This window comes from Chitinivibrionia bacterium (genome assembly GCA_009779925.1).
GTDB lineage: Bacteria > Fibrobacterota > Chitinivibrionia > Chitinivibrionales > Chitinivibrionaceae > WRFX01.
Genome location: WRAZ01000014.1, coordinates 16,346 through 30,915, shown reverse-complemented (window position 1 = coordinate 30,915; position 14,570 = coordinate 16,346). Strand labels below are relative to the sequence as shown.

At 43.2% G+C, this 14,570-nt stretch carries 10 protein-coding genes; 6 read left to right on the top strand and 4 right to left on the bottom strand.

Annotated features, from left to right (window positions below; translation table 11 throughout):
- The first annotated feature begins 88 nt into the window (after nucleotides 1-88).
- From FWE23_05860 to FWE23_05850, 3 genes are read left to right on the top strand one after another with little or no spacing between them, the layout of a single operon-like run.
- On the top strand, nucleotides 89-571 hold the full coding sequence (locus FWE23_05860; protein ID MCL2844958.1) for a DUF3990 domain-containing protein: 483 nt from the start codon (nucleotides 89-91) through the stop codon (nucleotides 569-571).
- Complete coding sequence (locus FWE23_05855; GenBank protein MCL2844957.1) at nucleotides 568-813, top strand: hypothetical protein; 246 nt, start codon at nucleotides 568-570, stop codon at nucleotides 811-813. The genes FWE23_05860 and FWE23_05855 overlap by 4 nt, the downstream gene beginning before the upstream one ends.
- Nucleotides 806-1,036, top strand: coding sequence for a DUF3791 domain-containing protein (locus FWE23_05850; protein ID MCL2844956.1), 231 nt, complete (start codon nucleotides 806-808; stop codon nucleotides 1,034-1,036). Before FWE23_05855 ends, FWE23_05850 begins: the two co-directional genes overlap by 8 nt.
- 35 nt (nucleotides 1,037-1,071) lie before the next feature.
- Here FWE23_05850 and FWE23_05845 read toward each other — a convergent pair whose 3' ends face one another.
- Both FWE23_05845 and FWE23_05840 read right to left on the bottom strand, forming a co-directional pair.
- Complete coding sequence (locus tag FWE23_05845) at nucleotides 1,072-1,794, bottom strand: hypothetical protein (GenBank protein MCL2844955.1); 723 nt, start codon at nucleotides 1,792-1,794, stop codon at nucleotides 1,072-1,074.
- On the bottom strand, nucleotides 1,782-3,029 hold the full coding sequence (locus tag FWE23_05840) for a DUF5683 domain-containing protein (protein MCL2844954.1): 1,248 nt from the start codon (nucleotides 3,027-3,029) through the stop codon (nucleotides 1,782-1,784). The genes FWE23_05845 and FWE23_05840 overlap by 13 nt, the downstream gene beginning before the upstream one ends.
- 185 nt (nucleotides 3,030-3,214) lie before the next feature.
- On the opposite strand from FWE23_05840, the gene sprA reads away from it, so the two are divergent.
- The 3 genes from sprA to FWE23_05825 all read left to right on the top strand — a co-directional run bounded on the left by sprA (nucleotide 3,215) and on the right by FWE23_05825 (nucleotide 13,747).
- Entirely contained in the window at nucleotides 3,215-9,802 is a 6,588-nt protein-coding gene (gene sprA / locus FWE23_05835; protein ID MCL2844953.1) for a cell surface protein SprA, read from the top strand.
- 106 nt (nucleotides 9,803-9,908) lie between these two features.
- Nucleotides 9,909-12,842: an insulinase family protein gene (locus FWE23_05830; protein MCL2844952.1), complete on the top strand. Its 2,934-nt coding sequence runs from the start codon at nucleotides 9,909-9,911 to the stop codon at nucleotides 12,840-12,842.
- Entirely contained in the window at nucleotides 12,839-13,747 is a 909-nt protein-coding gene (locus FWE23_05825) for a PD-(D/E)XK nuclease family protein (protein MCL2844951.1), read from the top strand. Before FWE23_05830 ends, FWE23_05825 begins: the two co-directional genes overlap by 4 nt.
- Before the next feature lie 177 nt (nucleotides 13,748-13,924).
- Here FWE23_05825 and FWE23_05820 read toward each other — a convergent pair whose 3' ends face one another.
- Nucleotides 13,925-14,113 carry a hypothetical protein gene (locus tag FWE23_05820; protein MCL2844950.1) on the bottom strand — a complete coding sequence of 63 codons (189 nt, stop codon included), beginning with the start codon at nucleotides 14,111-14,113 and terminating at the stop codon, nucleotides 13,925-13,927.
- 97 nt (nucleotides 14,114-14,210) lie between these two features.
- Nucleotides 14,211-14,402 (bottom strand): hypothetical protein, encoded by a 192-nt coding sequence (locus tag FWE23_05815; protein ID MCL2844949.1) that lies wholly within the window; start codon nucleotides 14,400-14,402, stop codon nucleotides 14,211-14,213.
- Nucleotides 14,403-14,570: the final 168 nt, after the last annotated feature.

Genomic DNA, 14,570 nt, shown 5'->3' with positions numbered 1-14,570 from the left:
GTGTTTTATTTAATTAGGGCGAGGATAAATTCTTCGCCCTTTTTGTTTTGCCAAATATTATTTTTAATAGATACGAAAGAGGTGATTTATGCTTTTATACCACGGAAGTAATGTTGCTGTTAAAAAACCTGAAATAATAATCGGAATTCGCGGATTGGATTTCGGAAACGGTTTTTATACTACAAGCAACTACGACCAAGCACTACGATTTACCGAAAATGTTGTCCAAAGAAAAAAAGAAGGGCAACGAACAGTATCGACTTACGAAATGGACGAAAAAGAAATTTTCTCAAAATGTTCTTACATAAAATTTGAAAAAGCCGATGAAAAATGGCTTGATTTTGTCGCTCAAAACAGAACGAATACATATATAGGCAAAAAGTATGATTTGGTAATCGGCGCAGTTGCAAACGATACCGTGTATAACGTAATAAATCTCTATTTGAACGGCACTTACACCAAAAGTGAAACGTTAAGGCGGTTAAAGGTTAGAAATTTGTTTGACCAATGGACGTTTTGCACAGACAAATCTATCGAATTCTTGAAATTTTGCAGGGCGGAAATTATATGAAAAATAAACAACTACCCAAATATTCAATAATAATGTACACAAAACTAAATGGTCTTGTGAAACTGTTTATGCGTGAAACGGGACTTAAATTTCGAGAAGCGTTGGCATTCATATATAATTCGCAAGTTTTTGCAACACTCGAAGACGAGAGTACAAAAATTTGGCACTATTCCGAGATTTTGTTGTTTGACTTGCTTATGCAGGAAAAAGCGACAGGAAAGGTTGATTATCCCGATGTGTAAAAACGAGTCAAACGAAGTAATGCAGTTTGTGATATTTGCAATCGAAGAATATCGCGCGGCAAAAAATATTACGGGAAAAGAGGCGCTTTCTCTGTTTCAAACAAGCGGATTACTTGATTACATCGAGGAATTTTATGATGTTTTGCATTCGCAAGGAACCGAATATTTAATATACGACTTTGACGAATATTTGAGCTCAAAAACGTATTTTATGCAAAAATGATACACGACTACCATTTTTACATATTTTAAACGAAATTACCGCCCCCATACCACCACAACACCGACCGATTTATTCTCCAAATCCGCCGTCGGGGCAAGTAGCGGAGCGGAGAACATTCTGTCGTTGTATCTTCTGGTGGCTACTCTGGCGGAGACAAAAGAGACTAAACGGTTTAGCGCGAGGGTGCCGAGCATTAGGGTTGAGGCTGTGCGCCAATTTCCTGCTTCGCGGCGCATTTCTGCGTAGCGGTCGCGGGCTTCGGGACTGTCCCAACTGTAAAATTCGCTTGGTTCTATAAATTGACGGTCAAATTCTCGGTTGTTTTGAAACGCCCAATTTAATTCGTTAATGTTCATAAAATTTCTGTTGCTTAAATAACTCCAATATGCGTGGTCGTAAGGCAAGCGGCTTTGTGTATGCGCATAAATTCTTGCAAATCCGATAGACGCTTCATAGCGGCGTGTAGAAGTAAGGCGCGTAAAAAGAAAACTTCCGAAAATAACGAGGTCTGTAGTAAAAAACGCGGCGGCTGTGTTTTTTTCGCCTAAATAAAGATAACCCGCTCCGGGGACAAGAAGGTTTAGCCCGCTCGCCGCCCAATCTGGCTTACCGCGATTTTCCTGCTGTACTCTCTGAATATTCTGTAAATCAAGTAATATTTCCTGCGAAGCAGATGACCCGCCACTTAAAGCGGGAATGCAGAATAACAAGATTGCGACAAAGACAGTCGCTGTGCTTTTTTTTTTCAAAACCGCCATACTAAACTCATTCTTGAAGTAAAGTCGCCTGTTATGTCGTCTCTGAACATATTTGATTCTATCGACATTCTGCTTATTATTTCTTGCGCCCTTGTCGGCTCCTCGCCTTTTTCTTCGCGAAGCAGACGACGGTTATGAATAATCGCCGAAATAAATGCGTCCGTCGCCGCGGCAATGTGATTTACGAAAATTCCGACGACAAAAACCTGACTGCGATTATGCTGTCTTCTGCTGTCATCCATAATAGAGTGAAAAACCTGTTGATTTTGCGACGTGCCGAAAAAACTTCCGCCATCCCAAGATATAAACAAACCACCCGTACTGATAAGGTTAAAACTCCCGTCCGGACTAAAACTAACCTGACCGTAATCTTGCGGATTTACGTCATTCCAACCGCGAACGCCAAAATTGCTTCCCGCTCCAAAATCGTTGCCGTAATAGTCGTCTTGCACCATTTGCATAAATGTATTAACAGCAACAGTCGGGTCGTTGGTGGTAATTATCGGTCCGAAAATTCGCTGACCGATTGTTATGGTATCATTGGGAATTTGAGGAAAATCGTCGTGATTTCCTTGAGCTATTATTCCGATTTCCGTATAAAATTGCCTCAAACGCTCGCTGTCAAAATATCTGTCGGCGTGTCTGTGCGCTTCGTTTCGTAATCTTCGCGAATCTCTGCGAAAATAAACCGCGCCGATTATAAATCCTACTTCTGCGGCGGCGTAAATTCCCGCGCGAACAAAATCTCTGTTATACACCTGCCCGAGCCCGGGAACTAAAAGCGAGAAGAGAAGCGCTCTTTGCGGATTACGATACTCCGCTACATTGCGCGCAAAGTCAATGGAACGCTCCGACATAACGATTGCCGTATCAAAAACCGAAACTCTCGGCGTATCAGTCGTGTCCGTATCGCCGCCGCCACCGCCGCCGCGCCCGCCTTGCATCGGAGAAAATCCTGTGAAACCCGGACCGCCCGGTCCTCGTGAACCGCGATATGCCTGCATACCGCCGTCGTCGCCTTCATTTGCCTGTAATTCGCCGTTTTGTTCGCCTTCTGTTTCGAGTAATGCGGTTGTCGTATCGGTGTCGTTTAACGCCTCTTCGTCTTGTTGCTGAGGGTCGGCGATAAAGAATATATCCCCGCCTAAAAGTCGTAATTCTTCTTCCAATGACAATTCTTGCGCAAAGGCAAATACTACAAAAACAAAAATTGTCGACAATAAATATTTTGCCATTTTATCCTCTGAATTTTCTAATTTTTCCGAGATAAAATAATTTATGCTCAAATGAAAAGGCAGCAGAAAGAGCGTTCAATTGCCTTTTTTCCTAAAATTCACCGATTAAACCGCTTTTACTTGCGGCAAGTTCAGTGAACATATTATTTTCTCACGAATTTATTGCGTAAATAAGGAACGAAAGTTTGCTTAAAATATTTTTGTCGTTTATGATTTTAATGTCGTTCGTCTCTGTGGCGGCGGCGCAATCGGGCTTCGGAAGCGGAAGTTTCAGAAATCCTTTTGACGATTTATACAGCGGCTCTCCACTTTTGGAGTTTCACGCGGACATACTCGACAACAACCGACCGCGAATGATGCGCGACACACTTATAATAGATTTTGAAAGCCGACAGGTCACTTTTACAAGAATTGACGAACTTACAGGTATGTCGATTTGGTCTTTTCATTATGCCGAAATGGAGGATTTTTTCCGCGACATTGAAAACCACGCACGCCAATCCTTATGGAACGAAATTGTTCGCGAAAGAGGGCGCGCCGCGCGTGCAACAAGAGGAACAACAGACGGCTCGGGACTTGCTTTTGCCGTCCCTGCCAATTTACCGCGCTGGGCTACAAGAATTATGGGACAAGAGCCGCCGAAACTTGCCATAACAGGAACTCAAAGATTGCTGATAGGTGCTCAAAGAAACATATCGGGAACGCGCCAGCACCCCGAAAAGCACCGCCCCACTCCCGAATTTAAACCGACGAGTAATTTTAACATAAGAGGAACGGTAGGCAGGCTTTTAACCTTAGAAATTAACCTGCGTGGCGACGAACAGCACGGCTACGATTTTTTTGAGCAGGCGCGCGACCAGCTTTCGCAAGTCAGAATTCACTATCGCGAGTCATACCCGGGAGAACTCGAAGACGATATTATTCAGGAAGTTGAAATCGGCAGAACGAGCTTTCAGATGCCGGGACACGGACTTGCGGGATTTTCTTCGGGTAGCAACGACAACCTGTTCGGGATAAGAATTCGTTCAAGGTTTGGTCCGCTCGATATCACAACCATAGCAAGTATTGAAAACGTTGAACACCAGCGGCGCTCAATAAGAAGCGGCGACCCGCGAACCGACAGTATTTTTGAAGGCGGATATATCAGAAATCGGTTCTTCTTTTTGGACTCGCTGTTTTGGGCGCACGCAAACAATCCGTCGGCAGTCCCAAACCTTCCGACGGTTATTGCCGAAAATGTCCACGTTTTCAGACGAGTCTCCAGTCTGCCCGACGAGCCTCATTTCGGTTTTCTTGACGGAAACGACCCCGAAGAAGTACACACGTTCAGACGTTTGCGACAAAGCAACGACGGCAGAGACGGCGACTATATAATACATAGAGACCGCCCCGGGGTTATCCAGTTTTTAACTCATATCAGCGACCACGATATTATAGGTATTATTTGGGATTCCGGCGACCCGCGAATTCCGCCCAAAGGCAGGCAAAACTACACGACAGTCCAAACCGTAAGTCCGCAGGGCGACACAATAACCAGTCCTGCAAGCAACTTCTGGACGCTCAAGCCGCGCGAGGCAATAATCGACACTAACCACGTGCTGTTCGACAGAGGTCGTTTAATGATGAGAAACGTCTATAACATCGGACAAAGCAGTCGGGAAGATTTCAGATTGCAAATTTTTCGCAGTGTAGGCGGAGAATTGCACGAACAAAACGACAGCATACGATTTTTTACCGATATTTTGGGGCTTGCGGACGACAGAGGAATTCTGAAAACAGACAATCAGCGTATTTTCGACTTGGAAAACGGCTTTATGTTTATTCCGCCGTTTGACACGAGAGGCGACGCTTCGCTGAACCCCAACTGGGTTTTCACCAACCCCTCACTATACAGAAATGAAGTGCCGAACGTAAATTTCGAGATTTACGATGATTTTAACAGAACAAATCCTCCGCCCGCACATTTCAGAATAGTCACCGAAAGCAAACGGAGAAGCGAAAGATTTCACTTGGATTTCGGCGTTGTAGAAAATTCGGAGCGGATTTGGACGCAGGCAGGCGACACTTTGCAACGGCATATCGATTACTCTATAGATTACAGTTTCGGAGAGGTTGTTTTGATTTCGCCGCGGGCTCTCGCCGCCGACATTTTAGAGGTGAGTTATCAGAGAGAATCGCTGTTTTTGCTCGACAGAAAGGTATTTATCGGAGTTAATACAATCCTTAATTTCCCCGGGCTCGGTCGAAATTCGTTTTTAAGCACAACTTTGATGTGGCAATTGATGGACGCAAAAAGAATGATGCCGCGAGTAGGCACGGAGCCATATAATCGCTTTTTGTTCGCTTCCAATCTAAACTTGGATTTTACACCGCTTTGGATGACTTCGCTTATAAACTTAATCCCGCTCATTGAACGAGAGGCGCAAAGTTCGGCGACTTTTAACATAGAAGTAGCGCATTCTCGGGCAACGAGCGCCGCAGGAGGCGGAGGCGAGGCGTTTATAGACAATTTTTCAACCGCCGCCCGTACTGTTTCGCTTTCCCTTTCACATCTGAATTGGTTCAGAGCCGCGCCCGATAACGCTATGCGCGCAGACACAATAAACGGGTGCGATGTAAGGGTGCAGAGTTGCAACGAAGACGATACGCGCAATATATGGCGAACCCCTCCCGTATGGCATCAATATTGGTATTTGCCTGCTACAGGCGACAACAGAGCAGGACGTAATGAGATTTATCCGCCTGATTTTACAACATCTTGGGGCAACCGAGTGCACGACGAAAGAATAAGCACTATGCGACTTGTAGTAGAGCCGTTTCCGCAAAATCCTGATTTGCTCAGAGGTATTTCTGAAGACAGTACGCTTACGGGAAGGTCGTTAATCAGTCCGTTTGCAGGCATAACTTATCCGTTGTCTTCACATCTTTGGAACAGAAGCGAAGACCGATATTTTGAGTTTTGGCTAAGGCTCGACAGAACTGCAAACCCAAGAGGAAGAGGAAGGCTTAACATAGACTTCGGTATAGTATCGACAGATATTTCGCTTGACGGCGGTCTGCCGAACGGAATTTTGGATTTTGAATCCCAACAAAGCGACATCAGCGCCGAAAACGACCTCGGATTAGACAGATTGCCCGACCATTCGGAATTTTGGCGTTTTCCGAGACTAAACGGTACAAACGCGCCCGTTTGGGAAAGATTGATATACGGCGACACGCGTTTAGATGACAGTCGCGACCATGTTTTAGGCGGTTGGAGACACGACCCCGGCAGAGATAACTGGCGAATTTATGACCACAATAATCATCAAAACCGAAGATTTGTAAACGGAACGCAAGGCAACGACCGAGTGGACAGCGAAGACATCGGCAACAACGGCTGGAGAAGAGCGGACAGCGCTTTTTTCAGATACATTATTAACTTGGAAGATATTGAAAGCTCGCCGTTTTTTGCAGGTTTTGGCGTAAATCCCAACAACGACGGTTGGGTGCGCATTCGTCTTCCCATAGGATTTGTCCCCGACAGCGTTCGTACAAACTGGGGCTCAGAAAACTATCAAGAACCCGCGGCAGGTTTTTGGCTAGAAAACGTCGGTTGGCGTTCCATAAGACACGTTAGAATGCTCTGGACGGAAATGGCTACAAATGTAAACGCACAAGCGGATTCTTTGGAATTTGAAGGCATTCAGTTTGTCGGCAATCTGTGGCAAGAGCAAGTTTACGACTCGGTGCAAGGCGGTACAGGAAAAACCACGGGGCTTATATCGGCAAGTATTCTCGACAGCCGCACACACATCGGCTACACGGTGCCGTCAGGGAAAAACCGCGACACAATTAACGGCGAGCAGGCGGTGGATTACACGCTTCGTCTCGAAATCAAAGATTTGCCTGCTCAAAGCCCAACTCCCAGAAGCGTTTTTGTAAACAGAAGATTTGAGGCGTCGCAAGCGATGAATTTATCCAATTATAGAGCAATAAGATTTTGGGCTATGGACAGTCTGGGAAGTATAAACAATATCAATGCCACCGCCGACAGCAGTAGTTGGTTTATTCTGCGCCTCGGAACCGATTCTTTGACTTTTTACGAATTCAGAACCCGACGGCTGACGCAAGATTGGGGACCGGGATTTTCAATAGAACTGGACGATTTTACCGACCTTAAACTTGCGTGGTTTAACAGGCGCGGCGAAAGGCACGTAGGCATAGATACTACAAAAGAAATCAACGGCAACTATATAAGGGTTTTTACCGAAACCAGAATTCCGCCCAATCTTTCAAACATTACGTGGATTGCCTTCGGTGTCCAAAACAGTTCGGGAAGTGTAAAAAGCTACGATATACGGATAAACGGCTTTCGAGCGACAGGTATAAGCGAAAGGTCGGGATGGGCGGCGCGCGCGTCAATGCGTTTCAGGTGGTCGGATTTTATAAGTAATTCATTCGATTTCAGGTATCAGGACGCGGGTTTCAGAATGATGAACGATGACATACTTTCCGACAGCCGCACACAATTAAGTTCGGGAGCGAGCGGCGACATACGATTAGACAGATTTTTTCCCGACAGGCACGGCTTACACATACCTTTGGGCGGTGAAATAAGAGCGACAATCGAACGTCCGGAAATTCGTCCCAACTCCGATATAAGCCTGCGAAACGAGCGTGGCGAGGCAGACAATCTGCGTGATATGGGAGGCGATTTTGCGCGATTTATTACAGGCAGTTCCGAAAGAGGCAACACCACTTTATCCGAAGAATACGAAATGCGCGGAAGAAGCAGAACCGCATTCACAGGCTTCAGAAAAAGCAGGCGTTCCGAAAGAGTGGGCACTCGTCTTACCGCCGACAGAATAGACGTAAATTACAGTATGACTTTCAGAGACTCTTTAGCAAGAATGGGACGTATGCCCGAAGACGAAAGAGAACTTATTCGCCGACCCGACTTTGACGACAGATTTCACGCCGAAATAATTACAAGCCAACGCCACGCTATGGATGTGACCTACGATTTTTCGCCTTCACAAGAGGTTATGCAAGTGCTTTCGTGGCAGCCGTTCTCCCAAAATACAAGCTCGACGCTTTCGAGAAACATAAAAAATATGTCTTTCAACCTGCTTCCCGAACGCGTTGTATTTCGCTTGTTCGACGTGGAATACAATTGGCACGAAAGATATTCCTCAATACGAGACGTTATGGATACGACGGATGCAGGCTTATATGTAATAAGCACCCGCCCAACCGAAGAAGTGAGAATGCGACATAGTTTGAACATAACGCACAGACCGATACATCCGTTTGTGTCCATAAACTACAATATCGGCATAAACAGAAATTTCGACAGATTTATCCGAGACTGGGACAACAGCGGCGTTTCAAACTTTGCGCGAGAAGCGGTTTTAAGCTTGGATAGAGAATTTGGTCCTTACAACGTACTTTTCAGCGAACACGGACGAGACCAAGGTATTCAACTTTCACTTACGCCCGAAATAACTCGCTGGCTCAGAATTTCGTCCAATTCTACGGGAAATTACGTACAAAATATGGAATTTGACAATGACTCTACTTTTATGCGCACAAACATTACAAGCGGCTTTACCGTAAATACTCAACTTTTTACGAGACGTCTTTTTGAAGATATTTCTCGACGAGCAAGAGAGCGCGAAGGATTTTCAAATGCAATGTCAAGCATAGCAAGCGGCTTTGAAACTTTCGGTTTTGAAAGCGTAAACTTTAATTACGGCGCTTCTATGAACCTGACAAATCATCGCCTCGATATGGAATACCTCGACCACAGGCTTGACCGCCACACAGGCAGATTTATGCTTTATTCGTTTGGTGTTTTCAACCGTTCTTTGGGCGATTTTATCACAGGAAATATGGATGACGCGGGAGCGTTCGGCGGAGTGCAAAACAGAAACGATTGGTGGGACGAAAACGCAACGCAAGGAAACGCCGCCGACACCCGAAGAACCTCGCAAAATTACACGGTTTCGACCGCAATGAGGATACCGCAACCCGTAGAAATTTCGGTAAATACAATTTCTCTCGGCTGGAGAAGAGAATATAACATTACCCCGATACCCGAACGCTTCGATACAACCATAACATACCCGGATCTTCGCTTCGGACTAAGCAGTTCGGCATTTGAACAATTGGAAGTGGTAAATCAAAACTTCTCGACTTTCCGCGTCGATTGGGGATATTCATTCAGAAGAACCGAAAGAATATCGGGCGTTAAAGACGTCAGATTAGAAGAAAACAGTACCATAGCTTGGGGATTTACGCCGCTTTTGAGGACAAACCTCCGCCTCAGAAGAATAGGTCTCGGCTTTACTTACCAACTCGATTTGGGCTTCGATACAACACATACCCGCGAGTCCAACAACGATAATTTATGGTCAAGAGAGCTAACCCAGCTGACCGAAAGAAAAACCACGCAAAACACTTGGAATGCAAGTTATCACGTCCCGGGGCGAAGAGGTCGGACAATGCGAATTTTCAGAGACCAAATCATAGAAATTAACGGCGATATGGATTATTCGCTCTCAATAAGATACACCAAAGTCTCGCACGACAACCCCATCCTCCAACAAAGAACAGGCGAAGACCAAAGATACGACGATATATCCGTCAGCATAAGCCCGCAAATGACATACCGCCTGACAAGAAACGTGGACGCACGGGTGTTCTACAATTTAGTCCGCAACATAAGAGGCAGGAGCGAAAACTTAAGCCACAACACCAACTTCGGAATGGAAGTGACGATTTCGTTCTAAAAAACGGCAGATTTTTTTACCCCAAAACACTGCTGTTTTTACTTTCGGTTGCGCCAAAATAGTATTTTCCCTCAAAACATATCAAACAAAAGAGAGGATTTAGATTTTGGCAAATTTTCAAGACATCAAAGAAGGCGACGTTGTCGGCGGTTTTTTGTGCAACGAAGTCCGCGAAATCAAAGAAAGAAACAGCGTAGCATACATTTTTGAACATCAAAAAACAAAGGCGAAATGCGTTCATTGGTATAACGACGACAAAAACAACCTTTTTTCGATTGGATTTCGCACACCCGTTTTTGACCATACGGGAGTACCTCATATTTTGGAACACGCAGTCTTGGCAGGCTCAAAGAAATACCCGCTGAAAGACCCGTTTAAGGAACTTCTCAAAAGTTCAATGTACACTTTTTTGAACGCAATGACCTATCCCGACCGCACTATTTATCCCGTTTCATCACAAGTCCCCGCCGATTTTTTCAATTTGACCGACGTTTATTGCGACGCTGTTTTTAATCCTGTTTTAAGCGAATATACCTTTGCACAGGAAGGTTGGCATTTTGACGTGGAAAACGAAAACGCCGACAAAAGCGATGTCTCAATAAAAGGAATTGTGTATAACGAAATGAAAGGCGTGTTTTCAGATTTCAACAGTTTCGTCGGAAAAAATTTATATTCGGGACTTTTTCCGGATACAACATATTTTTTTGAATCGGGCGGCGACCCAAAGCATATTCCCGAACTGACTTACGAAAACTTTAAGAACTTTCACCAAAAATATTATCACCCGAGCAACAGTTTTATTGTGCTTTACGGAAATATAAATTCTAAAGAGTCTCTTGAACGACTAAACGATAACTATCTGAAAAATTTTGACGAATTAAAAGTTAATTCGCAGATTTTGCCGCAAAAAAACTTTGAAAAACCACAAAAAATTCATATTTCGGCGCCCTCCTCAAAGGAAGACAACGGCACAGCCACGGTGCTTTTATCTTGGATTTGGCGCGAAAAACAAAAAAATGAAGCAAACACATTGGAGTTGAAAGTTTTGTCGAGTTATCTGCTTTCGGGCGAAAATGCACCGCTCAAAAAAGCGCTTTTAGACAGCGATTTAGGCGAAGACATTGACGATTTATCGGGTATAGAAACCGAACTTTATGCTGTTTCATTTGTTGTGGGACTAAAAAAAACCAAGCCGAAAAACGCCGAAAAAATTGTGGATTTAATTAAGAGCACAATAAAAAAAGAAGCAGAGAACGGCTTTGACAAAGAAGCAATCGAAGGCATCTTAAGACAAATGGAATTCAAGATACGAGAAATCGGCGGCGACGCCTCGTATCCGCTGAGTTTCGCCACAAGAATTTACAAATTTTGGATTTACGACTGCGACCCCGTCCGATTTTTGCAGTTTGAAGAGCAGTTTGCGCAACTCCGCAAAAACATCACCGAAAAACCGCGCTACCTCGAAAACTTACTCGAAGAATTAACGTTGAAAAATAAAAACGAACTGCTGTTAATCACAGAGGCAAGCGCAAAAATGGGAGATAATCTCGGAAAATTATCTCGCGAGCAGGCAAAAAAATTGTCGGCGGATTTCACAAAAACCGATTTACAATCATTTGCCAAATTCACAAAAGAACTTAACGATTATCAACAAAGAGAGCATACATCTCAAGAATTGTCGTGCATTCCGCTATTGAAAAAAAGCGATATTCCGACAAAAGGCGAAATTATCCCGACTGAAAAAAGCCAAATAGGTGCAGTAAAATGGTTGCATTCGCCCATTTTTACAGGCGGGGTTTTCTACTTAAATTTGTCCTTCGATTTTTCGGTAATTCCGAACCATCTTCTTGAATATTTTCCGCTTTACACCGACTATTTAGGACGTTGCGGCGCAGGCGGTTTATCTGCCGCCGAAACGGCAAAGCAGTGGAAATTGCATTCGGGCGGATTTTGGTCTGACCCGATAATTTCGGCTTCTTACAACAGAAACGCTCCCGTTGTCATCCAAAACTCTTTTGGAGTAAAAACGCTCGAAAAAAACATACCGCAAACCTTAAATTGCCTGTCAAGAACGCTTTTTGAGGCGGATTTCAGCGACACAAAACTAATAAAAAACGTAATAAACGAAACCAAAAACGGTATTTTTGAGGACATAATTCAACACGGGCATACTCACGCGATTATGAACGCGGCGGCGCGCTTTTCAACTGCCAATGCAATAAAACACAGAATTGACGGTATCGGACTTTACAAATTTTTGAAAAATCTGCGTAATAAAGAGAAAGAAATTTTAGCAAAACTGCAAGAAATTCACTCTATTCTCATAAATTCGCAAGGGCTGACTATTTCAACATCTTGCAATGAAAACGGATTTGTCGGTCAACTGGAAGAATTTGTCGTGAAAATTCCTTCTTTTGAGAAAAAAATCGAATTGACACCTCAAAATTTACAGATAAAACAAATTTCCGAAATATACGCACTCGAAATTCCGTCTTCGGTAAATTATGCGGCAAAAGCGTTTGAACTCCAAAACTGCGAACACAAGTTTGTAGGCGAAGTTAAACTGCTTTCACAAATTTTGGCAAAGGGGTATCTGTGGGATAAAATTCGCGTGGAAGGCGGAGCATACGGCGGATTTTGTAGCTTTAATCAAGTCGCGGGGATATTTGCTTTCGGCTCTTTCAGAGACCCGAATATTTCAAAAACATTTGATAATTTTGCAAAATCACTATCGCAAAATCCGATTTCACAAGAAATAATAGACCGCGCCATTCCGTCTGTAATAGGCGGTGCAGACGCGCCGAAAAGCCCTGCCGTAAAAACGAGAAATGAGCTATTCGACCACCTTTGCGAATACACCAACGAAGACGAACAAAAAATAAGAGAAGCGATTTTGAATGCCGATGAAAACAGCATTAAGCACAACATTGACATAATAATCGAGAGCGCAAAGAACGCGCAAAAAACCGTCTTGGGAAGTAAAGACGCGATAAATTTGGCGAAAAAAGAAGGATTGACTTTCAAAAAGGATAAACTATGATAAATTTACGCTTTGCCGATTACCCGTTCACTAAAATCTTGGGTTGGTCAAATTCACGCTACGACCTTTTTTGTTCGTGCAAACGCAAGTATTTGTACTCGTATTATCCTAAATCCTTCGGCAATTTGGAATACAAAATCAAGAATTTGAAAAATCTTACATCCGTTCCGCTTGAAGTCGGAAATCTTTATCACGACATTATGGAAGTCTTTTTAGAGCGAATGCAAGAAAGCAACGCGCCGATAAATAAAGAAAAACTTTTCGCTTTTATTGACAATTTATGCCTTAACAAACTTTCACAAAAGGTGTTTTTTGAGAAATATTACGGTACCGCAGAGGTTGATTTCGCTCAAATCTGCGCGAAAATAAAGTCGTGCGTCGAAATTTTTCTGAATTCGCCGACTTTTGAATGGATAAAATCAATAGACACAAACGAAAGAAAACTTTGGCTCGTTGAAGCAGGCAGTAAAATGAACGGTAAAAAATACTTCGGCGAAACAAAAATCGGAGGACTTAAAGCATATTGCAAAATGGACTTCATTTTCATAAAAGACGATAAAATTCACATTGTAGATTGGAAAACAGGGCAAAAAGACGAAGCGAGACATAAAAAACAACTTTTAGGCTATGCGGTAGCGGCAAAAACTTTGTCGGAGCAACTAAAAGCAAGCGATATTCTCCCAAAAGCCGTTTATGTAAACGGTGCTTATGACGAACTTAAATTAACCGTATGCGACAAAGAACTTGATGATTTTGCCGAAATCGTAGCGAAAGAAACAAAAGAAATGCAGGCATATTGCTCGAATGTAGAAGAAAACTTACCGCAGGCAACAGAAATTTTCGAGAAATGCCAAAGACCTAATTTTTGCCGTCTGTGCGAATTTCAAGAATTGTGCCAAAAATAAGAAAGACAGCTAATTTAATTTGTTGCAGGCGCATCGCATACGCTCTACTCCACGAGATTACGGTTTCTCAGAGCGCATTCAATACGCCTGCAACAAATTAAATTGCCATATAAAGTATAAATATAAAAGGGAAAGAATTTCTTCCTTCCCATTTTATATTTTCGCTACGCTGAAAAATTATTCTGCATCTGCTTCGTATGCGTTTTCTTCAACGATTTCTTCTTCGCCGTCTGCGTCGTATTCAACAACTTCAACGACCTCAATTGTTTCCACAACTGCAGGTGCTGCTTGGTTGTCATTTCCTCTGCAAGCAAAAGCAATAAGCGCAAACAACGCCGCTATAAGCACAACTAAGAATTTTTTCATAATAATACCCCTTAAAAAAAAATTAAACATTAAACCCAATTTCGTTTCAAATCTAAAACAAAATACGCCGAAAAGATTTTTTCCGGCGCAAATTCACTTACTCTTCAGTAGCTTCGTAAGCAGCTTCAACTTCGATTTCTTCTGCTTCCGCAAGCTCTGCTTCGTACTCTTCTACAGCGTAGTCAACTTCATCGTCAACCGCTTCTTCAATAAGTACTACTTCTACAACCTCTACACCATCTGCCGGCATTGCCGTTTGGTTGTTTTTGCCGCCACAGGCGACCAACAAAAATGCTGCTGAAAAAATCAATGCAAGAAATAATTTAGCCACAGGATACCCCCTAAACACAAAAATTAAAATTTTTATTAAAAACACAGGTTTAATATAATATATGCTCATACGTAAATACTACAAAAAAAGCACAAAAGCATCATTTTTTTGTTTTTTCTTGCATTT